Annotated in this window: 22 protein-coding genes and 1 other RNA gene; 19 read left to right on the top strand and 4 right to left on the bottom strand. The window is 72.0% G+C overall.

The window, feature by feature from the left end; genetic code table 11:
• Positions 1-93: 93 nt before the first annotated feature.
• Entirely contained in the window at positions 94-1026 is a 933-nt protein-coding gene (cysK, locus tag ABID77_RS09635; RefSeq protein ID WP_429594340.1) for a cysteine synthase A, read from the bottom strand.
• A 77-nt stretch (positions 1027-1103) separates the two neighbouring features.
• Here cysK and rnpB point away from each other — a divergent pair.
• An RNA gene (gene rnpB / locus ABID77_RS09630) (RNase P RNA component class A) lies at positions 1104-1445 on the top strand.
• 35 nt (positions 1446-1480) lie between these two features.
• Here the strand turns inward: rnpB and ABID77_RS09625 are convergent.
• The 3 genes from ABID77_RS09625 to ABID77_RS09615 all read right to left on the bottom strand — a co-directional run bounded on the left by ABID77_RS09625 (position 1481) and on the right by ABID77_RS09615 (position 4301).
• Positions 1481-1675 (bottom strand): YqaE/Pmp3 family membrane protein, encoded by a 195-nt coding sequence (locus ABID77_RS09625; protein ID WP_429594337.1) that lies wholly within the window; start codon positions 1673-1675, stop codon positions 1481-1483.
• Positions 1676-1771: 96 nt separating this feature from the next.
• The gene (locus ABID77_RS09620; RefSeq protein WP_429594334.1) at positions 1772-2572 is read right to left on the bottom strand and encodes an RNA pseudouridine synthase; all 801 of its coding nucleotides are present in this window, start codon (positions 2570-2572) and stop codon (positions 1772-1774) included.
• 73 nt (positions 2573-2645) lie between these two features.
• Complete coding sequence (locus tag ABID77_RS09615) at positions 2646-4301, bottom strand: MBL fold metallo-hydrolase (protein WP_429594332.1); 1656 nt, start codon at positions 4299-4301, stop codon at positions 2646-2648.
• A 76-nt stretch (positions 4302-4377) separates the two neighbouring features.
• Between ABID77_RS09615 and ABID77_RS09610 the strand changes: the two genes are divergently transcribed.
• The 18 genes from ABID77_RS09610 (at position 4378) to ftsW (ending at position 25382) form a co-directional block, all read left to right on the top strand.
• Entirely contained in the window at positions 4378-5367 is a 990-nt protein-coding gene (locus tag ABID77_RS09610; protein WP_429594329.1) for a magnesium and cobalt transport protein CorA, read from the top strand.
• 47 nt (positions 5368-5414) lie between these two features.
• Positions 5415-6308 (top strand): diaminopimelate epimerase, encoded by an 894-nt coding sequence (gene dapF / locus ABID77_RS09605; RefSeq protein ID WP_429594326.1) that lies wholly within the window; start codon positions 5415-5417, stop codon positions 6306-6308.
• Entirely contained in the window at positions 6305-7000 is a 696-nt protein-coding gene (locus ABID77_RS09600; protein ID WP_429594323.1) for a DUF484 family protein, read from the top strand. The genes dapF and ABID77_RS09600 overlap by 4 nt, the downstream gene beginning before the upstream one ends.
• A 1-nt stretch (position 7001) precedes the next feature.
• Positions 7002-8063, top strand: a complete 1062-nt coding sequence (locus ABID77_RS09595; protein ID WP_429594321.1) for a tyrosine recombinase XerC — start codon at positions 7002-7004, stop codon at positions 8061-8063.
• A 141-nt stretch (positions 8064-8204) separates the two neighbouring features.
• On the top strand, positions 8205-9272 hold the full coding sequence (locus tag ABID77_RS09590) for a CobW family GTP-binding protein (protein WP_429594318.1): 1068 nt from the start codon (positions 8205-8207) through the stop codon (positions 9270-9272).
• A gap of 307 nt (positions 9273-9579) precedes the next feature.
• Positions 9580-10245, top strand: coding sequence for an RNA polymerase-binding protein DksA (dksA, locus tag ABID77_RS09585; protein WP_429594315.1), 666 nt, complete (start codon positions 9580-9582; stop codon positions 10243-10245).
• A gap of 68 nt (positions 10246-10313) precedes the next feature.
• Positions 10314-12008, top strand: coding sequence for an STAS domain-containing protein (locus tag ABID77_RS09580; RefSeq protein WP_429594312.1), 1695 nt, complete (start codon positions 10314-10316; stop codon positions 12006-12008).
• Between the two features lie 87 nt (positions 12009-12095).
• Positions 12096-12641, top strand: coding sequence for an ATP-dependent protease subunit HslV (hslV, locus tag ABID77_RS09575; protein ID WP_429594309.1), 546 nt, complete (start codon positions 12096-12098; stop codon positions 12639-12641).
• Between the two features lie 2 nt (positions 12642-12643).
• A complete protein-coding gene (hslU, locus tag ABID77_RS09570; protein ID WP_429594306.1) occupies positions 12644-13981 on the top strand; it encodes an ATP-dependent protease ATPase subunit HslU in 1338 nt (445 codons plus the stop codon).
• A 260-nt stretch (positions 13982-14241) separates the two neighbouring features.
• Positions 14242-14676, top strand: a complete 435-nt coding sequence (gene mraZ / locus ABID77_RS09565) for a division/cell wall cluster transcriptional repressor MraZ (RefSeq protein WP_429594779.1) — start codon at positions 14242-14244, stop codon at positions 14674-14676.
• A 20-nt stretch (positions 14677-14696) separates the two neighbouring features.
• Complete coding sequence (gene rsmH / locus ABID77_RS09560; RefSeq protein ID WP_429594303.1) at positions 14697-15632, top strand: 16S rRNA (cytosine(1402)-N(4))-methyltransferase RsmH; 936 nt, start codon at positions 14697-14699, stop codon at positions 15630-15632.
• 5 nt (positions 15633-15637) lie between these two features.
• A complete protein-coding gene (gene ftsL, locus ABID77_RS09555; protein WP_429594299.1) occupies positions 15638-15991 on the top strand; it encodes a cell division protein FtsL in 354 nt (117 codons plus the stop codon).
• Positions 15991-17745, top strand: a complete 1755-nt coding sequence (locus ABID77_RS09550; RefSeq protein ID WP_429594296.1) for a peptidoglycan D,D-transpeptidase FtsI family protein — start codon at positions 15991-15993, stop codon at positions 17743-17745. The genes ftsL and ABID77_RS09550 overlap by 1 nt, the downstream gene beginning before the upstream one ends.
• 26 nt (positions 17746-17771) lie before the next feature.
• Positions 17772-19322, top strand: coding sequence for a UDP-N-acetylmuramoyl-L-alanyl-D-glutamate--2,6-diaminopimelate ligase (locus tag ABID77_RS09545; protein WP_429594776.1), 1551 nt, complete (start codon positions 17772-17774; stop codon positions 19320-19322).
• 41 nt (positions 19323-19363) lie between these two features.
• Positions 19364-20803, top strand: coding sequence for a UDP-N-acetylmuramoyl-tripeptide--D-alanyl-D-alanine ligase (locus ABID77_RS09540; protein WP_429594293.1), 1440 nt, complete (start codon positions 19364-19366; stop codon positions 20801-20803).
• 28 nt (positions 20804-20831) lie between these two features.
• Positions 20832-22010 carry a phospho-N-acetylmuramoyl-pentapeptide-transferase gene (mraY, locus tag ABID77_RS09535; RefSeq protein ID WP_429594290.1) on the top strand — a complete coding sequence of 393 codons (1179 nt, stop codon included), beginning with the start codon at positions 20832-20834 and terminating at the stop codon, positions 22008-22010.
• Positions 22011-22014: 4 nt separating this feature from the next.
• A complete protein-coding gene (murD, locus tag ABID77_RS09530) occupies positions 22015-24060 on the top strand; it encodes a UDP-N-acetylmuramoyl-L-alanine--D-glutamate ligase (RefSeq protein WP_429594287.1) in 2046 nt (681 codons plus the stop codon).
• Between the two features lie 119 nt (positions 24061-24179).
• Positions 24180-25382, top strand: coding sequence for a putative lipid II flippase FtsW (gene ftsW, locus ABID77_RS09525; protein ID WP_429594773.1), 1203 nt, complete (start codon positions 24180-24182; stop codon positions 25380-25382).
• Positions 25383-25390 lie beyond the last annotated feature (8 nt).

Here is a 25390-nt window from a genome sequence, read left to right as displayed (position 1 = left end):
GCGGGCGATGGGGAAGAAGGAAGCGCCGGGTCCCGTCGTGGACGGGGCCCGGCGCTCCGGAGCGGCGATTTTCGCCGAAAGCCGCCGCCGGCCTCAGGCGGCCGGCAGGAAGCCCTCGACCGACAGGTAGCGCTCGCCGGTGTCGTAGTTGAAGCCCAGCACGACGGCGTCGGCCGGCAGCTCCGGCAGCTTCTGGGCGATGGCCGCCAGCGTCGCGCCCGAGGAGATGCCCACCAGCATCCCTTCCTCGCGGGCCGAGCGCCGCGCCATCTCGCGCGCGGCCTCGGCCTCGACCTGGATGACGCCGTCGAGCAGCGCGACGTCGAGGTTGGCCGGCACGAAGCCCGCGCCGATGCCCTGGATCGGATGCGGCGCCGGGCTGCCGCCGGAGATCACGGGCGAGGCCGAGGGCTCGACCGCGAACACCCGCAGCTGCGGCCACTTCGCCTTGAGCACCCGCGCGACGCCGGTGATGTGGCCGCCGGTGCCCACGCCGGTGATCAGCGCGTCGAGGCCGTCGGGGAAGTCGGCGGCGATCTCCTCGGCCGTGGTGCGCACGTGGACCTCGACGTTGGCCGGGTTCTCGAACTGCTGCGGCATCCAGGCGCCGGGCGTGGCCGCGACGATCTCCTGGGCGCGCGCGATCGAGCCCTTCATGCCCTTCTCGCGCGGCGTCAGGTCGAAGCTCGCGCCGTAGGCCAGCATCAGGCGGCGGCGCTCGACCGACATGCTGTCGGGCATCACCAGCACCAGCTTGTAGCCCTTGACGGCGGCGACCATCGCCAGGCCGATGCCGGTGTTGCCCGAGGTCGGCTCGACGATCGTGCCGCCGGGCGCGAGGGCGCCCGAGCGCTCGGCGTCCTCGACCATCGCCAGCGCGATGCGGTCCTTGATCGAGCCGCCGGGATTGGACCGCTCGGACTTGATCCAGACCCGCTGCGCGTCCTTGGCCACGCCGGCGAAGAGCCGGGCGACATGGATGTGCGGGGTGCGGCCGATGGTCTCGAGGATGCTGCTGGCTTTCATGGTCGTGTCTCCTTGGAAGAGGAATATCGCCGGCGGGCGGCGGGGTCGGACGATTGTGGCGACATAATCCGCCCCGTGAAGCGGGCCAGACCGCCGCTGGTGCAAGTCTCGAAAGAGCGCACTGGAGGAACGTCCGGACTGCACAGGACAGCGCAGGAGCTAACGGCTCTCCACCGCGAGGTGAGGATCAGAGCAACAGAGACGAGTCGGCGACGGGGCGACCCCGAGCCGGGTGAAACGGGCAATCTCTGCGCGCAGCAACACCAAGTAGGCCAGTATCGAGGTGGTTCCGCTGAGCTGGCGGGTAGGTGGCATCGAGCCGTCCGGGCGACCGGCGGCCCAGAGTAATGGCGGTCACGCCGGCGTCGTCGCAAGACGGCGCCGGTGCACAGAATCCGGCTTATCGGCTCGCTTCACACTTTTCTTCTTCGGCCCGCGGCCGTCGCGCGCGATCTCAGCGCGGGCGCCCGAAGGCCTTCTCGATCTTCTTGTCGGTGCGGTACTGGCTCAGCGCGTAGACCGCCCAGATGGCCGCTGGCAGCCAGCCGATGAGCGTGACCTGCAGGATCAGGCAGATGATCCCGGCGATCGGCCGCCCGATGGTGAAGAAGGCGACGAAGGGCAGGAAGATGGCGAGCAGCAGGCGCATGGTTCGATGGATCGGTGATGGGTTGACGTGTCACCGACATGGTGGTCCGGCACGCCGCCCCTGCCTGCCAGCCGATGCCCCGTCCGTCCGCCCCGCTCAGAACCGTTCGTGGGGCAGGAGATAGCGCCACTGTCCCGGCGCCAGCCCGGCGAGCGGCACGCGGCCGACGCGGATGCGCTTCATCGCCAGGATGCGCAGGTCGACGCTGTCGCACATCTGGGCGATCTGCCCCGGCCACGATCCCTTGATGGCGAAGCGCAGGCCGGTGCGCTCGCCGTCCTCGCTCTGGCGGCCGATGCTCACGCGCGCCGGCAGCATCGCGCGGCCGTCCACCACCGGCGACTGGTTGAGCCGGTGCAGCGCCCGTGGGTCCACCGCGCCGGCGACGTCGACCATCACCTCGTTCTCGATCAGGCCCGCGTCCTCGACCAGCTTGCGCTCGATGCGCGGGTCCTGCGTGAAGGCGATCAGGCCGCCGGCCCCGGTCTCCAGCGGCGTCAGGCAGCGCTGGCCGACGAAATGGCGCTGCAGCGTCGGGCGGCGGAAGCCGTCGCCATCGGCGTCGCCACGCCGCTCGGGGAACACCAGCCGTCCGACCGGGGCGTCGAAGGCGATGCCCGGGGGCTTGTGCAGCAGCAGCGTGACGGCCTGCACCGGCTCGGGCCGCGCGGCGAGGTCGATCTCGATGCGCTGGTCCGCGCGCACGCGCGCCCCCGGCACCTCGACGACCCGGCCGTCGACGCGCACGGCGCCGTTCTCGATCAGCAGTTCGGCCTCGCGCCGCGAGCAGTCGCGCCGGGCCGCCACCTCCTTGGCCAAGCGGATGCCCTCGCCCTCGGTGCCGGCGGGGGGGCGCGGGCCGGCGATGCGCGTGCGGCGGGGAAAGGGTTCGGTCATGGCGGGCGGGTCCGGGGGGCGTGAGGGAAAAGGGGGAAGACAAGGGGCGACGGGGCGGGCGGCGGGACGCCGCTCAGGCGAGCGCCAGCCGGCGGATGCGCTCGACGTGCGCGGCCAGCGAGCGCGCCGCGACCGGCCACAGCCGCTCGGGCACGTCGGCGTAGGCCACGGGGAGCCAGTCGTCGGGGCTGCCGTCCGGCCGCGCGCGCATGGCGGCGAGCACGCGCGCCTCGCGCCGCAGGCGGTGCATCTTCAGCGCCGCGATGGCGTCGCGCGCGGCGCCCAGCACGTGGCCGTGCGCGGGCAGGATGAAGTCGACGTGGCCGGCGGCGCAGGCGATGTCGAGCGCGTCGAGGGAATCGAGGTAGGCCGTCATGTCGCCGTCGGGCGGATCGACCACCGTGGTGCTGCCGTTGAGCACGTGGTCGCCGGAGAACAGCAGGCCGTCCTCCTCCTGCACCAGGCACAGGTGGTTGGCGGCGTGGCCGGGTGTGTGGACGACGCGCAAGGTGTAGCGCGCGGCGCCGTCGGCGTCGTGCAGCACCAGGCGCTCGCCGTCGGCCAGGGCGCGGTCGGGCACGAAGTGCGAGGCGGCCCGCGCGGTCGGCGCCGAGGGCAGGCCCAGGATCGGCGGTCGTCCGGCGCACAGCGCCTGCAGCAGCGCCGCGCCGGGCGAGTGGTCGGGGTGCGAATGCGTGCAGACGATGGCGCGGACGTCGCCGCCGGCGGCGCGGTGCAGGCGCTCGACATGCGCCGCGTCGGCCGGGCCGGGGTCGATGGCGACGAAGCCGCAGGCCGCGTCGCCCACCAGGTAGGCGTTGGTGCCGGGGCCGGTCATGGCGCCGGGGTTGGGCGCGGTCAGGCGCCGCAGGCCGCGCAGCAGCGGCACGGTGGCCTCGTGCTGCCAGTCGAGCGCGTGGACGATCTGGCCGTCGGGGCAGACGAGCGCCAGCTCGCCGTAGGCCGGCTCGTGCTCCATGCAGCGCGCCTCGCGTCCGCCGAGCAGGCCGGCGCGCGGGCAGCTGGTGAACAGCGGCTGCTCCGTGCCGCAGGCGGCGAGCACGGCGTCGATCGTGGCGTAGGCGGCCAGGCGCTCCAGCGTGCGCAGGGTCGGGAAGATCATGAAGAAGCCGCCGGCGCGGTGGCGCTCCAGCGCCTCGGCCGGGCGCACCCAGACCGGCTCGAACTGCTCGGTCTCGTCGGCCGAGGGTTCCTGCCCCTCGGGCATGCGCGCCACCAGGAAGGGCACGTCGAAGCGCTTGGGCAGGTCGCGGTCGGTGATCCAGTGGGCGAGGACGAACACGGCGTCGACCGCCAGCCGCAGCCCGTGGGCGGCGCACTGGTCGGCGAAGGGCGCGGTGCCGGCGGCCGTGGCGCGGTCCATCGCGGCGATCGTGGCGGCCGTCACCGGCGCGCCGTCGGCGGCGCGGCGCCCGAGCAGCACGCCCAGTTCCTCGAAGGTCTCGCGCAGGGCGGCGATGGCCTGCGTGATCTGCCGCGCGCCCTGGGTCGGACGCCGGTCGGCGAGGGCGTGCGCGGCGGCATCGCCATCGTCGACGCGTCCGCCCGGGAAGACGTAGGCGCCGGGGGCGAAGCTGGCGCGGTCGGAGCGCCGCGTCATCAGCACCTCGATGCCGGCGGGCGTGTCGCGCAGCAGCAGCAGCGTGGCGGCCGGGCGCACCGGCGCGGGCTCGCGGTGCGGATGGAGTTGTTGGGCGGGGCGGACCATCGAGGGATTATCGGCATGGCAACATCCGCGCCTTCGCCGGATTCCGGCACGCCACCGCTTCGAGACAGGCCCGCCCATGCTGATCAACTGCGTCGTCTACGAGCACGGAGCCAAGCACGCCGACATCCCCGTGGCGCGCATCGGCGAGCACCTGGCGCTGCCCGGGCGCTTCGTCTGGGTGGCGCTCGCCGACGCCGCGCCCGACGAACTGGCCGAACTGCAGCGCGCCTTCGGCCTGCACCCGCTGGCGGTGGAGGACGCGCAGAACGGCCACCAGCGACCCAAGATCGAGGAGTACGGCGACTCGCTCTTCGTCGTGCTGCACCTGCTGGAGGCCGACACCGGCGGCGCGCAGACGACCGTGCAGGTGGGCGAGCTCGACGTCTTCGTCGGACGCAACTACCTGGTGTCGGTGCGCAGCCGCAGCACGCACGGCTTCGTCGAGGTGCGCGAGCGCTGCGAGCGCGAGCCGGCGCTGCTGGGCAACGGCCCGGGCTTCGTGCTCTACGCCCTGATGGACGCGGTGGTCGACCGCTACTTTCCCGTCATCGACGCCTTCGAGGCCGAGCTCGACGAGATCGAGGAGCGCATCTTCACCACCGGGCAGGGCCAGAGCCGCGCGCGCGACAGCATCCGCCAGCTCTACGACCTCAAGCAGCGCGTGACGGTGCTCAAGCACGCGGTGGCGCCGCTGCTCGAAGCGGCCAACAAGCTGCACGGGGCGCGCGTGCCGCCGGTGTGCACGGGCTCGCAGGAGTACTTCCGCGACGTCGTCGACCACCTCACGCGCATCAACGGCTCGGTCGAGGCGATCCGCGACACCATCGGCACCGCGATCCACGTCAACCTGTCGATGGTCACCATCGAGGACGGCGAGGTCACCAAGCGCCTGGCCGCCTGGGCGGCGATCTTCGCCGTGTGCACCGCGCTGGCGGGCATCTGGGGCATGAACTTCGAGGTCATGCCGGAACTGAAGTGGCGCTACGGCTACGTCGCCGCGCTGGGGCTGATCGCCGGGTTGTCGGGCCTGCTGTACTGGCGTTTCCGCAAGGCCGGCTGGGTCTAGCGGGGTCATGGCCCGGCGGCGCCGCGACCCCCACCCATAATCTCCCGATGCGAATCCGCTTCACCAAGATGCAGGGCGCGGGCAACGACTTCGTCGTGCTCGACGAGACCCGCGCGCCGCTGGGCCTCTCGGCCGCGCACTACCGCTTCCTGGCCGACCGCCACTTCGGCGTCGGCGCCGACCAGATCCTCACCGTGCGCCCGCCGCCGGCCGATGCGCCACCGGAGATCGACTTCCGCTACGTGATCCACAACGCCGACGGCGGCGAGGTCGAGCAGTGCGGCAACGGCGCGCGCTGCTTCCTGCGCTTCGTGCGCGAGCGCGGCCTGACCGACAAGGCGGCGGTGCGCGTGCAGACGCTCGGCGGCGTGATCGAGCCGCGCCTGGCGGCCGACGGCCGCGTCACCGTCGACATGGGCGCGCCGGTCTTCGAGCCCGAGCGCGTGCCCTTCGACGCCGCCGGCCTCGACCCGCACCCCGACGGCGACTGGCAGACCTGGCACCTGGCACTGTCGACCCGGCCCGAGGACGCCACCGTGCCGCTGGCGATCGTGTCGATGGGCAACCCGCACGCGGTGCAGCTCGTCGAGGATGTCGACACCGCCCCCGTGGCGCGGCAGGGCCCGCTCGTCGAGCACCACCCGCGCTTTCCGCAGCGCGTCAACGCCGGCTTCCTGCAGATCGTCGACCGCGCGCACGTGCGGCTGCGCGTCTTCGAGCGCGGCGCGGGCGAGACGCTGGCCTGCGGCACCGGCGCCTGCGCGGCGGTGGTCGCGGGCATCCGGCTCGGCCGGCTCGACGCCCGGGTCGACGTCGACACGCGCGGCGGCGTGCTGACCATCGAATGGGCCGGCCTCGGCCATCCGGTCCTCATGACCGGCCCGGCGGTCACCGTCTTCGAGGGCGAGATCGAGGTGCCCGACCTGCCCGGATCGCCATGACCACCGCGCGCCGCCCCCCCGCCGGCCTGTCGCCGATCACCGAGGACGACATCGTCGCCTACCTCGCCAACACGCCCGACTTCTTCGAGCGCCACGCCGAGCTGCTGGCCCAGGTACAGCTCAGCAGCCCGCACGGCGCGCGCGCCATCAGCCTGCAGGAGCGCCAGGCGCAGATGCTGCGCGAGAAGATCAAGGTGCTGGAGACCCGCGTGATGGACATGGTGCGCCACGGCACCGACAACACCGCGACCGCCGACCGCCTGCACGCCTGGACGCGCGGCCTGCTGGCGCTGCGCGAGCCGCGCGAGCTGCCCGAATGCATCGCGGCCGACCTGCGCGGGATCTTCGGGGTCGCGCAGGTGGCGATCAAGGTCTGGGACTGCCACGGCGTCCATGCGCGCGAGCCCTTCGCCCAGGGCGCGAGCAGCGCCGCGCGCGCCTTCGCGAACTCGCTGGTGCAGCCCTACTGCGGCGTCAACGCGGGCTTCGAGGCGGTCGGCTGGCTGCCCGATCCGCCGGCCGCGCAGTCGATCGCGCTGCTGCCGCTGCGCGCCGGCGCGGGCGAACCGGCCTTCGGGCTGCTGGTGCTGGGCTCGCCCGACGCGCAGCGCTTCCACGCCGACGTCGGCCTGCATTTCCTCACGCGCATCGCGGAATCGGCCTCGGCCGCGCTGTCGCGCCTGCAGCACTGACATGGCCCGCCCGAGCGCCACGGCGGCGATCGCCGACCCCGTCCCGCGTCCGGTCCTGATCGAGCGCTACCTGACGCACGTGCGCGTCGAACGGCGGCTGGCCGCGCGCACGGTCGACATCTACGCCGAGCACCTGGACGCGCTGGCCGCGCGCGTGGCCGAGGCCGGCCTCGCGCTGGAACGGGTCCAGACCGTCCACGTGCGGCGCTGGATGGCGCAGATGCACGGCGCCGGGCGAGAGCCGCGCGGCATCGCCCTGGTGCTGTCGTGCTGGCGCAGCTTCTACCGCTGGCTGGGCCACGAGCGGCTGGTCGAGCTCAATCCGGTGCAGGACGTGCGCGCGCCCAAGGCGGGGCGGCCGTTGCCCAAGGCGCTGTCGGTCGACGACGCCGTGCAGCTGGCCGAGCTGCGCGACGCCGAGGCCGACCCGTGGACCGAGGCGCGCGACCGCGCCATCGTCGAGCTGCTCTACGGCTGCGGCCTGCGCGTGGCCGAGCTGGTCGATCTGGACGTGCGCGCGAGCCGCGAGGCGCGCGGCTGGATCGACCTCGACGCGCGCGACGCGCACGTGATCGGCAAGGGCAACAAGCCGCGCGTCGTGCCGGTGGGCGGCAAGGCCGCCGAGGCGCTGGCGGCCTGGCTGGCGGTGCGCGACGACGGCGCCGCGACCGGGGCTGCGGCGGCGGCGCGGCCGCGCGATCCGGCCGATGCCCGGGCGCTGTTCGTCGGGCGCAACGGCGCGCGCTTCTCGGCGCACGCGGTATGGAAGATGCTCAAGGCGCGCAGCGCCCGGGCCGGCCTGGCCGCCACGGTCCATCCGCACATGCTGCGGCACTCGTTCGCGAGCCACGTGCTGCAGTCGAGCAGCGACCTGCGCGCCGTGCAGGAACTGCTCGGCCACGCCAACATCACGACCACCCAGGTCTACACGCGGCTGGACTTCCAGCATCTGGCCAAGGCCTACGACGCGGCGCATCCGCGCGCCAGGGCGATGCCCGAGCGGGGCGGGGCGGCGCCGGCGGCCCGGCCCGAGGCACCGGAAGAGGGCGGCGCTCCGGACTGACGGCCCGGCCCGGCGTCGAACGCGGACGCCGTCGCGCCGGTCGCCCCGCATCCGTCGTCAGGAGGATGCCCCCGGCCGGCACTGGCCGGCGCCGATCGATAAACTGCCGGGTTCCCTCCGTTTCCGTTTCAAGGCAACCGCATGGCCCTCATTCCCGCCACCATCCTCACCGGCTTCCTCGGCTCCGGGAAGACCACGCTGCTCAAGCGCATCCTCACCGAGGCGCACGGCCAGAAGATCGCCGTGATCGAGAACGAGTTCGGCGAGGAGAACATCGACAGCGACATCCTCGTGACCGAGTCGAAGGAGCAGATCGTGCAGATGAGCAACGGCTGCGTCTGCTGCACCATCCGCGAGGACCTGCGCGAGGCGCTGCAGCTGCTCGCGGCCAAGAAGCGCAAGGGCCTGCTCGACTTCGACCGCGTGGTCATCGAGACCACCGGCCTGGCCGACCCCGGCCCGGTGGCGCAGACCTTCTTCATGGACGACGAGATCGCCGAGAGCTACCTGCTGGACTCCATCCTGACGCTGGTCGACGCCAAGCACGCGCCGCAGCAGCTCGACGACCGCCAGGAGGCGCGCCGCCAGGTGGGCTTCGCCGACCAGATCTTCATCAGCAAGAGCGAGCTGGTCTCGGCCGAGGAGACCGAGGCGCTGATCCATCGCCTGAAGCACATGAACCCGCGCGCGCCGCAGCAGAAGGTGCACTTCGGCGAAGTGCCGCTGGCGAGCGTGTTCGACCTGCGCGGCTTCAACCTCAACGCCAAGCTCGACATCGACCCGGACTTCCTCAAGGACGACGCGCACGACCACGACGACCATGCGGGCCACGACCACGCGCCCGGCGAGGCCTGCGACCATCCCTCGCACGCCCACGGCCACGACCACGCCGGCCACCACCATCGCCACGACGACGACGTCAAGAGCTTCGTCTACAAGGCCGACCGCGCCTTCGATCCGGCCAAGCTGGAGGACTTCCTGGGCGCCGTCGTCAACATCTACGGCCCGCGCATGCTGCGCTACAAGGGCGTGCTGAACATGCAGGGCACCGACCGCAAGGTGATCTTCCAGGGCGTGCACCAGCTGATGGGCAGCGACCTGGGGCCCGCGTGGGGCGCGGACGAGGCGCGCCAGAGCCGCATGGTGTTCATCGGCATCGACCTGCCGCGGGAAATCCTGGAGCAGGGACTGACGCAGAGCCTGGTCTGACAGGGGTGTCGAAAGCGCCGCCCCGGAAGAGACTTTTATATACAATCTCGCGCCTGTCGCGCAGCCGCCCCATCGGGCTGCGAGGGTCCGCCCAGCGGGCGACACGGGTCTCCGGCACGCGGCGCCCGTGTCCCAGCCGTCTTCCGAAGGAGCCAGCCACCATGAGCCACCTCGTCGCGAACGTCCCCGCGGTCGTCCGTACGTCGATGACGGCACGGGCTCCGGATTCCTCCCAGGCAGCCCGTGCGGCTGCCGCGTCCCTTCAACCCGCCGGCGCCCGCGCCGTCCCATCCGCATCACCGCTCCCATGAAAAAACCGGCTGCCGCCACCCCGACGCCCCCGGCGACACCCACCGCCGCCGCTCCCGCGGCGCCCGCCGCCCGCGGTGGACGCGTCTCGCGCCTGTCGCAGCTGACCGTGCCCTCGATGGCGCAGTCGGTCGCCTCGACGGCCGCCAAGTCGAGCTTCACGCAGACGTCCTCGACGGCGCTGGTGCCGCCGCCGCCGATGGCGGTCAAGAAGGACCCCAAGCTCGCCAACAACTGGAAGACCAAGTCGGTCGAGGAGCTCGAGGACGCCGAGGTCATCGCCATGCCGGACTCGGAGTACATGAACGACAAGCAGATGGCGTTCTTCCGCCTGAAGCTGGTCGAGCTCAAGCGCGGCATCCTGGAGAACGCCGGCGAGACCACCGAGCACCTGCGCGAGGACACCGTCGTCGTGCCCGATCCGGCCGACCGCGCGACCATCGAGGAGGAGCACGCCCTCGAGCTGCGCACCCGCGACCGGGAGCGCAAGCTGCTCAAGAAGATCGAGCAGTCGATCCAGCGCATCGACGCCGGCGACTACGGCTACTGCGACGAGACGGGCGAGCCCATCGGCGTCGGCCGCCTGCTGGCGCGTCCGACGGCCACGCTGTCGCTCGAGGCCCAGCAGCGGCGCGAACTCAAGCAGAAGATGTTCGGAGACTGAGGACCGGGCCTCCGACCGCTTCGCCACAGCTCCGCCCGCCCTCCATTCCCGACGTCGCAGGACACCGCATGCCCAAGGAAGAACCCGGCCGCCTGCTGTCCAAGGTGGCGAAATTCGTGCGCAACCCGCTCAAGGACTGGGCCGACCTGGACGTGCGCGAGCCCGTGGCCGGGGAGCCCCAGTACAGCCGCGAGATGGTCCGGGAGATGATCGAGCGGCGCCAGCGCAACGATTCGGTGCGTCGGCGCGAGTTCGATGCCCTGCGGCGCCTGCGCCAGCGCGGTGGCGGCGCCGCCACCGACCTCGATCCGCTGTCCTCCCTGAGCGCCGGCACCGCGCCCGGCCGCACCGAGGAGCGGGCCCAGACGCTGCGCAAGATCGACGAGATCGAGGCGCAGATGTCGCGGCACTGGTGGAAGAGCGATCCGAAGGCGGGCGACGGCAGCGAGTCGGTGGTGCATCCGGAGGTGCTGGCCGCCCAGCGCGCGCGCGCCTACGCCGACACCACCCCCGGCATCCAGCCGGACCACCAGCCTCCGGCCCTGCCGTCGACGCCGCAGCCGCCATCGCCACCGACCCAGCCCGCCGAACCGGGGCGGGAAACGGGTCCGTCGGCCACCGAGAGGGCCGTCGTGCCGCAGGCCGATGCCGTGCCGGGCGTTTCGGCGATCTACGACGGCGCGCTGGACGAGGCCGCGCTGCGCTTCGCGAACGGCGACGACGCCGGTGCCGAGGCGGTCCTGCTGCAGGCTCTGGACGACGACGGGGCGCTGGCCGACCATGCCGACACCTGGCTCGCCCTGCTGGACCTGTATCGCGCCACCGGCGACTCCGGCCGGTTCGAGACCGCGGCCGCGCGCTATGCGCAGCGCCTGCGGCACAAGGCCCCCGAATGGGTCTCGCTGCCGGTGCGCGCGGCCGACATCGCCATCGCGCAGTCCCTGTCCGACGTGGCGGTCGACGACGTGCCGCCGGCCGACTGGCACAGCCCGTCGCGCCTGGGTCGCGCCGACCTGGCCCAGCTCACGCGCGCCCTGTCGGCCGCCGGCCCCTCCTGGACGCTCGACTGGCGCGCACTGACGGCGATCGACGCCGACGCGGCGGGGCCGCTGCGGGTGCTGATGGCCCACTGGGCCGATTCGCCGGTCGATCTGCGCTTCCATGGCGCCGGCCGGCTCGACGCCGTGCTCGAGCGCGTCACCCCGCTGGGCGACCGGGAGGTGCCGCAGGCCTGGTGGCAGCTGCGGCTGGCGGTCCTGCGCGTGACGCATGCCGTCGATGCCTTCGAACTGGCCGCGTTGCACTATTGCATCACCTACGAGACGGCGCCGCCCGAGTGGCAGGAGCCGCGCGGGCGTTATGCGTCGCTGGAGATGGACCTCGATTTCGATCTCGACGCCGGTGCGGCCGCCGACGAGGCCGGCGGCGCGGCGCCGGGCGGGCACGGGTCGCCGCTGCTCGACGCCGAGGCCGCGCGCCCCGTGCTGGCGGGCGAACTCGTCGGCGAGTCCCCGGACGTCTGGACGCGGCTCGACGCCGAGCTGGCGCGCACGGCGGGCACCACCGTCGCCGGTGCGCCGGCCAGCGTCGCGTGCGACGCGCTGGTGCGCCTGGATTTCGTGGCCGCCAGTGCCCTGCTCAACTGGGCCGCCGTCCACGAGGCCCATGGCCGGCGCGTCCGGCTCGTCGGCGTGCACCGGCTGGCGGCGGCGTTCCTGCGCGTGGTCGGCGTCGCCGATCACGCCGACATCGCCCTGCGCTAGCAACGGCGGGAGCGACGGTCGGCGTCGCGCGCCGGGCTCGGGTTCCGGCGGCCTTGCATTGCGTCGCCCCATCCCAATGTGGCTGCGATGGAACAATTTCACGGAACCACCATCGTCAGCGTGCGCCGCAAGACCCCTGGCGGCGACCAGGTCGCCATCGGCGGCGACGGCCAGGTCACGCTCGGCAACATCGTCATCAAGGGCACGGCGCGCAAGGTGCGCCGGCTGCATCACGGCAAGGTGCTGGCGGGCTTCGCCGGCGCCACGGCCGACGCCTTCACGCTGTTCGAGCGCTTCGAGGCCAAGCTCGAGAAGCATCAGGGCCAGCTCGCGCGCGCGGCCGTCGAACTGACCAAGGACTGGCGCACCGACCGCGTGCTGCGCCGCCTGGAGGCGATGCTGGCCGTGGCCGACGCCACCACCTCGCTGATCATCACCGGCAACGGCGACGTGCTCGAACCCGAGGACGGCATCGTCGCTATCGGATCGGGCGGCGCCTACGCCCAGGCGGCGGCCAAGGCCCTGCTGCTGCACAGCGACCTGACGGCGCAGCAGATCGTCAAGCAGTCGCTGGAGATCGCCGGCGACCTGTGCATCTACACCAACATGAACCACACCGTGGAGACGCTCTGACCATGTCCATGACGCCCCAGGAGATCGTCTCCGAACTCGACCGCCACATCGTCGGACAACCACAGGCCAAGCGCGCCGTGGCCATCGCCCTGCGCAACCGCTGGCGCCGCCAGCAGGTCGAGGAGAAGCTGCGCGTGGAGATCACGCCCAAGAACATCCTCATGATCGGCCCCACCGGCGTGGGCAAGACCGAGATCGCGCGCCGGCTGGCGCGGCTGGCCGATGCGCCCTTCATCAAGGTCGAGGCGACCAAGTTCACCGAGGTCGGCTACGTCGGCAAGGACGTCGACTCGATCGTCCGCGACCTGGCCGAGATCGCCGTCAAGCAGACGCGCGAGAAGGAGAGCGCCAAGGTGCGCGAGCGCGCCCGGGACGCCGCCGAGGAGCGCGTCCTCGACGTGCTGCTGCCGCCGGCCCGCCTGGGCGACGGCGGCGGCGCGCCGGCCGCGTCCGGCGACGGCGGCAATCCGACCCGCCAGGCCTTCCGCAAGAAGCTGCGCGAGCACCAGCTCGACGACAAGGAGATCGAGCTCGATCTGGCCGAGAACCGCATGCCGCTGGAGATCATGGGTCCGGCCGGCATGGAGGAGATGACCGAGCAGTTGCGCGGCATGTTCGGCCAGATGGGCCAGGCCAAGCGCAAGACGCGCAAGCTCAAGATCGCCGAGGCGATGCGCCTGCTCGTCGAGGAGGAGGCGGCCAAGCTGGTCAACGAGGAGGAGATCCGCGCCCAGGCCATCCACAACGCCGAGCAGAACGGCATCGTCTTCATCGACGAGATCGACAAGGTGGCCACGCGCTCGGAGGCCCAGGGCTCGGACGTCTCGCGCCAGGGCGTGCAGCGCGACCTGTTGCCGCTGGTCGAGGGCACCACGGTCAGCACCAAGTACGGCGTGGTGCGCACCGACCACATCCTGTTCATCGCCAGCGGCGCCTTCCATCTGAGCAAGCCGAGCGACCTGATCCCGGAACTGCAGGGGCGCTTCCCGATCCGTGTCGAACTCCAGTCATTGTCGGTGTCCGATTTCGAGGCCATCCTGATGCAGACCCAGGCCTCGCTGGTCAAGCAGTACGAAGCGCTGCTGGCCACGGAAGGCGTCACGCTGGCGTTCGAGCCCGAGGGCATCACCCGCCTCGCGAGCATCGCGTTCGAGGTCAACGAGCGCACCGAGAACATCGGCGCGCGCCGGCTGTCGACCGTGATGGAGCGACTGCTCGACGAGGTCAGCTTCGACGCCGCCCACCTCGACGGCCGAACCGTTACCATCGACGCCGCCTACGTCGATCAGCGACTTGAAGCCTTGAGCAACAACGAAGACCTGTCGCGCTTTATCCTGTGATGTACCCCTGCGACAGGGCCGGTTCACGCATCACTTTCACTGCAGGAGCTAAGTGCTTCCCCCAGCAATGGAATTCGCTTTCCACTAAGGTTTAGAAACGCCGCTAAGTCCTTGATTCCATTATCAAAAAAGCCATCGACCCATCTCGCGGGCAGGTGGTTTCCTGATACAGTGGAAAAAAGTGCAAATAAGTGGGAACAAGTGCCGGATGCCGTCTCGTCGAGGCGCGCGGCCTGTCCTACCAAAAGGGTTTCGTGGCCGTGTTTCAAGGCGCTTCATCGCTGAGTCTGGATGCAAAGGGGCGCCTGTCGGTGCCGACCCGGCATCGCGACGTGCTGGCCGCCACGGCCGACGGCCAGCTCACGATCACGCGTCATCCCCACGGCTGCCTGATGATCTTTCCGCGTCCGGCCTGGGAGCAGTTCCGCGAACGCGTCGCCACGATGCCCCTGAAGGACCAGTGGCTCAAGCGCCTGTTCATCGGCAACGCGATGGACGTGCAGATGGACGCCACCGGCCGCATCCTGGTGTCGCCCGAACTGCGTGCGGCCGCCCGCATCGAGCGCGACACGCTGCTCCTTGGCATGGGCAGCCACTTCGAGCTGTGGGACAAGGCGACGCACGACGAGAAGGAAGCCCAGGCCCTGGCCGCAGGGCTGGCCGAGTCCGCCGCCTTCAACGATCTCGCGTTCTGACGCGGCAGAGAGAACTCGCGTTGGACACCACCATCCCATGGACCCACACGACCGTGCTCCTCGACGAGGCGGTCGAGGCGCTCGTGGCCGAGCGTCCCGCGCAGGCGCTCGAAGGCACCTTCGTCGACGCCACCTTCGGGCGCGGCGGGCACGCGCGCCGTCTCCTGGAGCGCCTGGCGCCGGCCGGTCGGCTGATCGCCTTCGACAAGGATGCCGAGGCCGTGGCCGCGGCGGCCCGCATCGAGGACCGCCGCTTCTCGATCCGCCACCAGGGCTTCGCCAACCTCGGGGAACTGGAGCCGGCCAGCGTGGCCGGACTGCTGATGGACCTGGGCATCAGCTCGCCGCAGATCGACAACCCCGCACGGGGTTTTTCTTTTCGTTTCGACGGTCCGCTCGACATGCGCATGGACACCACGCGCGGCGAGAGCGTGGCCGCCTGGCTGGCGACGGCCGAGACACAGCAGATTGCAGAGGTGATTCGTGACTATGGGGAAGAACGGTTTGCTGTTCAGATTGCAAAGGCGATTGATGCTCGCCGACAGGAGCGGGGCCCAGTTTCAACCACCGCCGAGCTGGCCGAGCTCGTGGCTGGCACGGTCAAAACCCGCGAGCCGGGCCAGAACCCTGCAACGCGCACATTTCAGGCTCTTCGGATTTTCATCAACGCCGAGCTTGAAGAGCTGCAACAGGCACTCGAAGCGAGCCTGAAGGTGCTGGCGCCGGGCGGCCGGCTGGCGGTGATCAGCTTCCATTCGCTGGAGGACCGCATCGTCAAGCAGTTCATCGCCCGGCACTCCAAGGAGGTGTACGACCGCCGCGCCCCCTTCGCCGCGCCGCAGGCGATGCGGTTGCGCTCGCTCTCGCGCATCCGGCCGTCCGCCGACGAGGTGGCGGCCAACCCGCGCTCGCGCAGCGCGATCCTGCGCGTGGCCGAGCGCACCGGGGAGGCCTGACGTCCATGGTCCGCCTCAACGTCCTCCTGCTGATCGCCGTGCTCGCCTCGGCGCTCTACCTCGTGCACACCGAGTACCGCTCGCGCCTGCTGTTCACCGAGCTCGACCGCCTCACCACCGAGGGGCGACGGCTGGAGGTCGACGGCGAGCGGCTGCAGGTCGAGAAGCAGGCGCAGGCCACGCCGCTGCGGGTCGAGAAACTGGCCAAGGAGCAACTGAAGATGCGCACCACGACGCCCGCCATCACCCAGTACGTGCGCCAGGACGGCACGGTCATCCCGCCGATCCCGCAGGCCGCGCCCGCGATGCCGGCCGGGGCCCGGCCGGCGGTCGCGACCTCCGCGCGGAGGGCCGGCTGATGGCGCGCCGCGGTCCCAGCGTCCAGTACACGACCAGCCCCTTGCTCGCGAGCAAGACGCCGGTCTGGCGCAGCCGGTTCATCGTCGCGGCCATCGCGCTAGGCTTCGTGGTGCTGGCCGGCCGCGCGGCCTACGTGCAGGTCATCGGCAACGACTTCTTCCAGCGCCAGGGCGCGGTGCGCTTTGCGCGCACGCTCGAGATGCCGGCCAGCCGGGGTCGCATCTTCGACCGCAACGGCCTGCTGCTGGCCTCCAGCGTGATCGCCCCGAGCATCTGGGCCATTCCGGAGGACATCGAGCGCGACGACCCGGACGTCAAGACCAAGCTGAAGCTGGTCGCCAAGCTGCTGGAGATGCCGCAGAAGGACTTCGACAAGAAGCTCGAGGACGAGGACAAGACCTTCGTCTGGATCAAGCGCCAGGTCGACGCGCCCATCGCCAAGCAGATCGCCGACCTCAACATCAAGGGCATCTACCAGCGCAAGGAATACAAGCGCCAGTACCCCAACGGCGAGTCCGCCGCGCACGTGGTGGGCTTCACCAACGTCGAGGACCACGGCCAGGAAGGCATCGAGCTGCAGTTCGACCGCGACCTCGCCGGTCGCGCGGGCTCGCGCCGCGTCCTCAAGGACCGGCTCGGGCGCGTCGTCGAGGGCGTGGGCGAGACCGTGCCGCCGCTCGACGGCAAGGACATCCAGCTGAGCATCGACAGCAAGGTGCAGTTCTTCGCCTATCAGAAGCTGCGCGACGCCGTGACCACGCGCCGCGCCAAGGCGGGCAGCGTGGTGGTGCTCGACGCCGTCACCGGCGAGGTGCTGGCGCTGGCCAACTACCCGAGCTACGTGCCCGACAAGCGCCAGAACCTCACCGGCGAGCAGCTGCGCAACCGCGCGCTGACCGACACCTTCGAGCCCGGCTCGACCATGAAGCCGATCACCGTCGCCATGGCGCTGGAGGCCGGCCGCATCCGGCCGTCGACCCTGATCGACACCGGCCCCGGGCGCTACCAGCTCGGCGGCTTCACCATCAGCGACACGCACAACTACGGCACCCTGAGCGTCGAGGGCGTGATCCAGAAGTCGAGCAACGTCGGCGCGCTCAAGATCGCGCAGAAGATGACGCCGCACGAGATGTGGGACACCTACACGGCGCTGGGCTACGGCCAGAAGCCGCAGATCCAGTTCCCCGGCGCCGTCACCGGCCGGGTGCGGCCGTGGAAGAACTGGAAGCCGGTCGAGCAGGCGACCATGGCCTACGGCTACGGCCTGTCGGCGTCGCTGTTCCAGATGGCGCACTCGTACACCTCGTTCGCGCACGACGGGCGGCTGATCCCGCTGACCATCCTGCGCAGCCCCGAGCCGGCCGTCGGCGTGCCGGTGTTCTCGGCCGAGAACGCGCGCGCGGTGCGCAAGATGCTGCAGATGGCCGCCGCGCCCGGCGGCACCGGCCCGCTCGCGCAGACGGTGGGCTACTCGGTGGGCGGCAAGTCGGGCACGGCTCACAAGCAGGTCGGCCGCGGCTACGCGAGCAACAAGTACCGCGCCTGGTTCACCGGCATGGCGCCGATCGACAAGCCGCGCATCATCGTCGGCGTGATGATCGACGAGCCGAGCGACGGCGTGTACTTCGGCGGCCTGGCCGCCGCGCCGGTCTTCAGCGAGGTGGTGCAGCAGACCCTGCGCACGATGAACGTCGCGCCCGATCTGGCGGTCAAGCCGCTGGTCGTGACGCAGGGCGTGGACGAGAGCTTCTGAGCCCGGACGACCACCGCATGACCCTCATGAAGACCTTCGACAACCCGCACGACGCCGCCCGCTGGCTGCAGGACCGCGTGCGCGGCACCCTGCAGGCCGACAGCCGCGCGGTCGGCGCGGGCGACGGCTTCGTCGCTTGGCCGGGCGCGGCCACCGACGGGCGCGTCCACGTCGCGGCGGCACTGGCGCGCGGCGCGGTGGCCTGCCTGGTCGAGCGCGACGGGGTCGAGGTCTTCGAGACCGGTTTCGGCGTCGCGCCCGGCGACGAGCGCGTCGCCGCCTACCTCGGACTCAAGGCCGCGACCGGCCCGGTCGCCGCCGCCTTCCACCTGGTGCCCTCGGCCCAGCTCGACGTCATCGCGGTGACCGGCACCAACGGCAAGACCTCGACCGCCTGGTGGCTGGCCCAGGCGCTGTCGGGCACGCAGGCCGCCGACGCCGGCGTGCTGCTGCCCACGCCCTGCGGCGTGATCGGCACGCTGGGCATCGGCGTGCCGCCGACGCTGGTCTCCACCGGCCTCACCACGCCCGACCCGGTCGCATTGCAGCGCGCCCTGCGCGACTTCGCCGACCGCGGCTTCGGAGCCTGCGCGATCGAGGCGTCCTCCATCGGCATCGCCGAGCGGCGCCTGGACGGCACGCGCATCGCGGTGGCGGTGTTCACCAACTTCACCCAGGACCACCTCGACTACCACGGCAGCATGGACGCCTACTGGGAGGCGAAGGCCGAGCTGTTCCGCTGGCCGGGCCTGCGCGCGGCGGTGGTCAACATCGACGACGTGCACGGCGCCGCGCTGGTGGGCGAGCTGATCGACCGCGGCACCGGCGCGCTCGACGTCTGGACCGTCTCGGCCACCGGCGCGCCGGCGCGCCTGTCGGCCCATGCGGTCGGCTACGGCGCGCAGGGCCTGGGCTTCGAGGTCCGCGAGACGCCCGTCGCCGGCGAACCGGCGCCGGGCCCGGTGCGCCTGGAGACGGCGCTCATCGGCGACTACAACGTCGCCAACCTGCTGGGCGTGATCGGCACGCTGCGCGCCCTCGGCCTGAGCCTAGCGCAGGCGGCGGACGCCTGCCGCTGGCTCGACAGCGTGCCCGGCCGCATGGAGCGCGTGGAGGCGCCCGGCCGGCCGCTGGTGGTGGTCGACTACGCCCACACGCCCGACGCGCTGGACAAGGCGCTCGCCGGCCTGCGCCCACTCGCGGACGCGCGCGGCGGCGCGCTGTGGTGCGTCTTCGGCTGCGGCGGCGACCGCGACGCCGTCAAGCGGCCCCTCATGGGCGCCGTCGCCGAGCGCGGCGCCGACCGCCTCGTCCTCACCAGCGACAACCCGCGCAGCGAGAAGCCCGCCGCGATCCTCGGGCAGATCCTGCTCGGCCTGGCGCGCCCCGAGGCGGCCTGGGTCGAGTCCGACCGCGCCGCCGCCATCGCCCGCACGCTGGCCGAGGCCGCGCCGCGCGACGTCGTGCTCGTGGCCGGCAAGGGCCACGAGGCCTGGCAGGAGATCGCGGGCGAACGCATTGCGTTTTCCGACCGGGCGCACGCGCTCGAAGCCTTCGCGCGCGGGAGCGTCGCATGAACCAGAGAGAGAGTTTCGTCGTTGAAGAAGAGAGCACATCGATGAGCGCCATGACCACGCTGGGTGGGGCGCTGCAGTGGATTCCGGGCGCGCGGATCGTCGGCGACGCCGCGACGCCCTTTTCGCGCGTCCATACCGACACCCGCACGCTGGCCGCGGGCGACCTGTTCGTCGCCCTCAAGGGCGAGCGTCACGACGCCAACGCCTTCCTGGCCGATGCGCGCGCGCGCGGCGCCGTCGCGGCGATCGCCCACGGCGGCCTCGAGGCCGCCGGCCTTCCCGGCCTGGAGGTGCCCGACACGCTGGCCGCGCTCGGCGCGCTGGCCGCCGGCTGGCGCGCGCGGTTCGCGCTGCCGCTGGTGGCGGTGGCCGGCAGCAACGGCAAGACCACCGTCACGCAGATGATCGCGTCGATCCACCGCGCGGCCTGCGGCGAGCGCGCCTTCGCGACCGAGGGCAACTTCAACAACGAGATCGGCGTGCCGCTGACACTGCTGCGCCTGCGCGCGGCGCACCGCCTGGGCGTGGTGGAACTGGGCATGAACCACCCGGGCGAGATCGCGCGGCTGGCCGCCATCGCCCGTCCGACCATCGCCCTGGTCAACAACGCGCAGCGCGAGCACCAGGAATTCATGGCCACGGTCGAGGCCGTGGCGCACGAGAACGGCGCCGTGTTCCCGGCGCTGCCGGCCGACGGCACCGCCGTGTTCCCGCACGACGACGAATTCACGCCGCTGTGGCGCTCGCTGGCGCACGAGGGCGCCGCGCGTCGCTGCCTGACCTTCGGCGTCCAGGCCGATGCCGACGTCGCCCTGGAGCATGCCGAGTGGCAGGGCGGCGCCTGGCGCGTCGCGGCGCGCACGCCGGTCGGCGCGCTGGCCACCACGCTGCGCATCGCCGGTCATCACAACGTGCTCAACGCGCTCGCGGCGGCCGCCTGCGCGCTGGCCTCGGGCGTGTCGCTCGACCACATCGCGCAGGGGCTCGCCGCCTTCGAGCCGGTCAAGGGCCGCTCGCGCGCCAGCGAGATCGCGCGCGCCGACGGCCGCACGCTGACGCTGGTGGACGACACCTACAACGCCAATCCCGATTCGGTGCGCGCCGCCATCGACGTGCTGGCCGCGCTGCCGGGCCCGCGCCTGCTGGTGCTGGGCGACATGGGCGAGGTCGGCGACCAGGGCGCGCGCTTCCATGCCGAGGTCGGCGCCTGGGCGCGCGAGCGCGGCGTCGAGACGCTGTTCGCATTGGGCGACGAATCGGCCGGCAGCGTCGCGGCCTTCGCCGCCGCCGGCGGCATCGACGGCCGGCACTTCGACGCCGTCGAGCCGCTCAACGCCGCCGTGCTGGCGCGCCTGCCCGGGACGGCCAGCGTGCTGGTCAAGGGTTCGCGCTTCATGAGGATGGAGCGGGTGGCGCAGGCCATCGCCGCGTCGGCGGCCACCGCCGCCACGGCAAGTGGGCAACAGGGAGGCCGGCCATGAGGAATCGTCATGCACCGCGCGAGACCGCATGCTGCTGAGCCTGGCCCAATGGTTGCAGACGCTGTCCCCCGAGTTCGGGTTCCTGCGGATCTTCCAGTACCTCACCTTCCGCGCCCTCATGTCGGCGCTGACCGCGCTGCTGCTCGGCCTGGCCGCCGGTCCGTTCGTGATCCGGCGCCTGACGCTGCTCAAGATCGGCCAGCCGGTGCGCGGCTACGGCATGGAGACGCACCTCTCCAAGAGCGGCACGCCCACCATGGGGGGCGTGCTGATCCTCTTCGCCATCGCGTTCTCCACCGTGCTGTGGTTCGACCTGGCCAACCGCTTCGTCTGGATCGTGCTGTGGGTGACGCTGGGCTTCGGCGCCATCGGCTGGGTCGACGACTGGCGCAAGGTGGTGCGCAAGGACCCCGAGGGCATGCGCTCGCGCGAGAAGTACATGTGGCAGTCGCTCGTCGGCCTGGTGGCGGGCTTCTACCTGCTCTTCAGCATCTCCGAGAGCTCCAACTGGCGCGTGCTGGAACTCTTCGCCACGTGGGTGCGCTCGGGCTTCGCGCTGGAGTTCTCGCCCAAGATCAACCTGCTGGTGCCGCTGTTCAAGGAGATCAGCTATCCGCTGGGCGGCATCGGCTTCGTGATCCTGACCTACCTGGTGATCGTGGGTTCCAGCAACGCCGTGAACCTGACCGACGGCCTCGACGGGCTGGCGATCATGCCGGTGGTGATGGTCGGTTCGGCGCTGGGCGTGTTCGCCTACGTCACGGGCAGCGCGGTCTACTCGCGCTACCTGCTGTTTCCGCACATCCCGGGCTCGGGCGAACTGCTGGTGTTCTGCTCGGCGATGGCCGGCGCGGGACTGGCCTTCCTGTGGTTCAACACCCACCCGGCGCAGGTCTTCATGGGCGACGTGGGCGCGCTGGCGCTCGGCGGCGCGCTGGGCACCATCGCGGTCATCGTGCGCCAGGAGATCGTGTTCTTCGTGATGGGCGGCATCTTCGTGGTCGAGGCGATCTCGGTCATGACGCAGGTCACGTACTTCAAGTACACCAAGAAGCGCTTCGGCCAGGGCCGGCGCATCCTGAAGATGGCGCCGCTGCACCACCACTTCGAGAAGAGCGGCTGGCGCGAGACCCAGGTGGTCGTGCGCTTCTGGATCATCACGATGCTGCTGTGCCTCGTGGGCCTCGCTACCCTGAAGCTGCGCTGACGCCATGAAGCACCTCCACGACCTCCACGTGCTGATCCTGGGCCTGGGCGCCTCCGGCCTGGCGATGGCGCGCTGGTGCGCGCGCCACGGCGCGCACGTGACGGTGGCCGACACGCGCGAGGCGCCGCCGCAACGCGCGGCCCTGCACCGCGACGCGACGGACGCGGCCTTCGTCGGCGGCGCGTTCTCCGCCGCCTTGATCGAGGGCACGCCGGTGCGCGCGGTCTACCGCTCGCCCGGGCTGGCGCCCGCGGACATCGCGCCGGTCGTCGACGCGGCGCGCGCCATCGGCCTCGTCGTGGGCGGCGAACTCGACCTCTTCGCCCAGGCGCTGCGGGACCTGCGCGAGGTCGACGGCGTGGACGCCGCGCCGGAAGCCGGTGCCGAAGGTCCGGCTGACACCGACGCGGAACTCGACGCCGATGCCGATGCCGGCCGGCCGGTCGTGGCGGCCGACGCCGACGCCCCGACTCCGGAGGCGCCCCGGCCGACCCCCACGCCTTCCGAGCCCGAAGTCGAGCCCCGCACCGAGACCGGCCCCGCCGCCGCACCCGGTTCCGCGCCCGCCGATCCGCCCGGCCCCGAGGTCGCGCCCGGATCGGTGCCCGATCCCGCCCCGGCCGCCGCGCCCGGATCGTCCGAGATCCCCGGCGCCACCGGACTGCCGGTCGCGGCCGACGCGTCGTCGTCGTCCGCGCCGGCCCGCGCCGCGACCGCGTCGCCGCACTCCGCCGCGCGCGAGGCCGCCGCCTTCGTCGCCCGCATCGCCGAGCTGTCGGTGACCGCGCCCGTCGCGTCGGCCGACGAAGAGGCTCCGACGGCGGCCGTCGTGCCCGAGGCCGCCCCGGCACCGGCCGGCTACCGCCCGGTCGTGCTGGCCATCACCGGCACCAACGGCAAGACCACCGTCACCTCGCTCACCGGCCAGCTGGTCGAGCGCGCCGGCCGGACCGTGGCCGTGGCCGGCAACATCGGCCCGACCCTGCTCGACACGCTCGCCGGTCACCTCGACGCCGGCACGCTGCCCGAGGTCTGGGTGCTCGAACTCTCCAGCTTCCAGCTCGACGGCGTGCGCGGCTTCGAGCCGACCGCCGCCACGGTGCTCAACCTCAGCCAGGACCACCTCGACTGGCACGGCGACATGGCGGCCTACGCGGCGGCCAAGGCCGGCGTCTTCGGCGCGCACGGCCTGATGGTGCTCAACCGCGACGACCCGGCCGTGATGGCCATGCTGCCCGCGCCGGTGCGCGTGCGGCTGCAGCGGCCCCGGGTGCGCGCCCACGTCACCTTCGGCGCCGGGCTGCCGCGGCGCCCCGGCGACTACGGCATCGAGCACGTCAACGGCATGGCCTGGCTGGTGCGCGCGTTCGAGGCCGACGAGACCCTCAAGCGCCGGCGCGGCGCCGCCGCCGCCGAGGAGGAGATCGTGCTGCAGCGCCTGATGCCGGCCGACGCGCTGCGCATCCGCGGCCAGCACAACGCGCAGAACGCCCTGGCGGCGCTGGCCCTGGCCGGCGCGGCCGGCTGCGCGCTCGCGCCGGTGCTCTACGGCCTGCGCGAGTACCGGGGCGAGCCGCACCGCGTCGAGCCGGTCGCCATCGTCGACGAGGTCGAGTACTTCGACGACAGCAAGGGCACCAACGTCGGCGCCACCGTCGCCGCGCTGGGCGGCCTGGGGGCCGAGCGCCGCGTCGTCGCCATCCTGGGCGGCGAGGGCAAGGGGCAGGATTTCGCGCCGCTGGCCGCCCCGGTCGAGCGCTTCGCGCGCGCGGTGGTGCTGATCGGGCGCGACGCGCTGCTGATCGAGCGCGCGCTGGCGGCCACCGGCGTCGCGCTGCTGCGCGCCGCCTCGATGGACGAGGCCGTGGCGCTCGCCGCGCGACAGGCGCGGCCGGGCGACGCGGTGCTGCTGTCGCCGGCCTGCGCGAGCTTCGACATGTTCAAGGACTACGCCCATCGCGCCGCCGTCTTCGTGGCGGCGGTGGAGGCGCTGGCCGACGCGTCCGCGACGGCGTCGTCGCAGCGGGACACCGAGGAGAACCATTCATGAGCCGCAACGCCGCCACGGCCGATGCTCCCGTCGACGCGCCCGAGACGTCCGACGCCCCCGCCGGCCGCCTGCGCCGCTGGTTCGGCCGTGCCGCCAAGTCGGGCATCGACGCCCTGCCGATGCACCTGCCGGTGCGCCTGGGCGGCGCCGACGTGGCGCAGACCAAGGCCGCGCCGGTGCGCGTGCTGGGTTTCGACCAGGCGCTCGTCTGGGTCACCTTCGCGCTCATGGCGTGGGGGCTGGTGATGGTCTATTCGGCCTCCATCGCCATGGCCGACAACCCGCGCTTCGCCCGCGCGGGCAACGGCCCGACCTTCTACCTGGTGCGCCACGCCCTGTTCATCGCCATCGCCTTCGTGACGGCGCTGCTGGCGTTCCAGATCCCGATGAAGACCTGGGAGCGCGTCGCGCCCTGGCTGTTCGTGCTGTCGATCCTGCTGCTGGTGGCGGTGCTGGTGCCGCACGTCGGGCGGGTGGTCAACGGCGCGCGGCGCTGGCTGCCGCTGGGGATCATGAACTTCCAGCCCTCCGAACTCGCCAAGCTGGCCATGGTGCTCTACGCGTCGAGCTACATGGTGCGCAAGATGGAGATCAAGGAGCACTTCTTCCGCGCCGTCTGGCCGATGGGCGCGGCCGTGGTGATCATCGGCATGCTGCTGCTGGCCGAGCCGGACATGGGCGCGTTCATGGTCATCGCCGTGATCGCCATGGGCATCCTGTTCCTGGGCGGCGTCAACGCGCGCATGTTCTTCGTCATCGCCGCGCTGATGCTGGTCGCCTTCGGTGTCATGGTGATGACCAGCGAATGGCGGCGCGAGCGGCTGTTCGCCTACCTCGATCCGTTCAGCGAGGCACACGCGCTGGGCAAGGGCTACCAGTTGTCGCACTCGCTCATCGCCATCGGGCGCGGCGAGGTCTTCGGCGTCGGCCTGGGTGGCAGCGTCGAGAAGCTGCACTGGCTGCCCGAGGCCCACACCGACTTCCTGCTGGCCGTGCTGGGCGAGGAGTTCGGCCTGGTCGGCGTGCTGCTGGTGCTGGGCATGTTCCTGTGGCTCACGCGCCGCGTGATGCACATCGGCCGCCAGGCGATCTCGCTGGACCGGGTGTTCTCCGGCCTGGTGGCGCAGGGCATCGGCATCTGGATCGGCTTCCAGTCGTTCATCAACATGGGCGTGAACCTGGGCGCGCTGCCGACCAAGGGCCTGGGCCTGCCGCTGATGAGTTTCGGCGGCTCGGCCATCCTGATGAACCTGGTGGCGCTGGCCGTGGTGCTGCGCATCGACTACGAGAACCGCGTGCTGATGCGCGGCGGCCGCCTGTGACCCGCACG

It is taken from the genome of Variovorax sp. PvP013 (assembly GCF_050435945.1).
GTDB lineage: Bacteria > Pseudomonadota > Gammaproteobacteria > Burkholderiales > Burkholderiaceae_C > Variovorax.
Note: the sequence above shows the minus strand (reverse complement) of the source record. Positions and strands in the feature narration are given on the sequence as shown.

What these genes read in the sequence shown, in the direction of transcription:
- ABID77_RS09620 (WP_429594334.1), bottom strand. Translation starts at nt 2,572, where the DNA reads ATGACCGAACCCTTTCCCCGCCGCACGCGCATCGCCGGCCCGCGCCCC.
- hslU (WP_429594306.1), top strand. Translation starts at nt 12,644, where the DNA reads ATGTCCATGACGCCCCAGGAGATCGTCTCCGAACTCGACCGCCACATC.
- cysK (WP_429594340.1), bottom strand. Translation starts at nt 1,026, where the DNA reads ATGAAAGCCAGCAGCATCCTCGAGACCATCGGCCGCACCCCGCACATC.
- ABID77_RS09550 (WP_429594296.1), top strand. Translation starts at nt 15,991, where the DNA reads ATGGCGCGCCGCGGTCCCAGCGTCCAGTACACGACCAGCCCCTTGCTC.
- murD (WP_429594287.1), top strand. Translation starts at nt 22,015, where the DNA reads ATGAAGCACCTCCACGACCTCCACGTGCTGATCCTGGGCCTGGGCGCC.
- ABID77_RS09610 (WP_429594329.1), top strand. Translation starts at nt 4,378, where the DNA reads ATGCTGATCAACTGCGTCGTCTACGAGCACGGAGCCAAGCACGCCGAC.
- ABID77_RS09615 (WP_429594332.1), bottom strand. Translation starts at nt 4,301, where the DNA reads ATGGTCCGCCCCGCCCAACAACTCCATCCGCACCGCGAGCCCGCGCCG.
- ABID77_RS09595 (WP_429594321.1), top strand. Translation starts at nt 7,002, where the DNA reads ATGGCCCGCCCGAGCGCCACGGCGGCGATCGCCGACCCCGTCCCGCGT.
- ABID77_RS09540 (WP_429594293.1), top strand. Translation starts at nt 19,364, where the DNA reads ATGAGCGCCATGACCACGCTGGGTGGGGCGCTGCAGTGGATTCCGGGC.
- hslV (WP_429594309.1), top strand. Translation starts at nt 12,096, where the DNA reads ATGGAACAATTTCACGGAACCACCATCGTCAGCGTGCGCCGCAAGACC.
- ftsL (WP_429594299.1), top strand. Translation starts at nt 15,638, where the DNA reads ATGGTCCGCCTCAACGTCCTCCTGCTGATCGCCGTGCTCGCCTCGGCG.
- ABID77_RS09600 (WP_429594323.1), top strand. Translation starts at nt 6,305, where the DNA reads ATGACCACCGCGCGCCGCCCCCCCGCCGGCCTGTCGCCGATCACCGAG.
- dapF (WP_429594326.1), top strand. Translation starts at nt 5,415, where the DNA reads ATGCGAATCCGCTTCACCAAGATGCAGGGCGCGGGCAACGACTTCGTC.
- ABID77_RS09580 (WP_429594312.1), top strand. Translation starts at nt 10,314, where the DNA reads ATGCCCAAGGAAGAACCCGGCCGCCTGCTGTCCAAGGTGGCGAAATTC.
- ABID77_RS09625 (WP_429594337.1), bottom strand. Translation starts at nt 1,675, where the DNA reads ATGCGCCTGCTGCTCGCCATCTTCCTGCCCTTCGTCGCCTTCTTCACC.
- dksA (WP_429594315.1), top strand. Translation starts at nt 9,580, where the DNA reads ATGAAAAAACCGGCTGCCGCCACCCCGACGCCCCCGGCGACACCCACC.
- ABID77_RS09590 (WP_429594318.1), top strand. Translation starts at nt 8,205, where the DNA reads ATGGCCCTCATTCCCGCCACCATCCTCACCGGCTTCCTCGGCTCCGGG.
- ftsW (WP_429594773.1), top strand. Translation starts at nt 24,180, where the DNA reads ATGCACCTGCCGGTGCGCCTGGGCGGCGCCGACGTGGCGCAGACCAAG.
- ABID77_RS09545 (WP_429594776.1), top strand. Translation starts at nt 17,772, where the DNA reads ATGAAGACCTTCGACAACCCGCACGACGCCGCCCGCTGGCTGCAGGAC.
- mraY (WP_429594290.1), top strand. Translation starts at nt 20,832, where the DNA reads ATGCTGCTGAGCCTGGCCCAATGGTTGCAGACGCTGTCCCCCGAGTTC.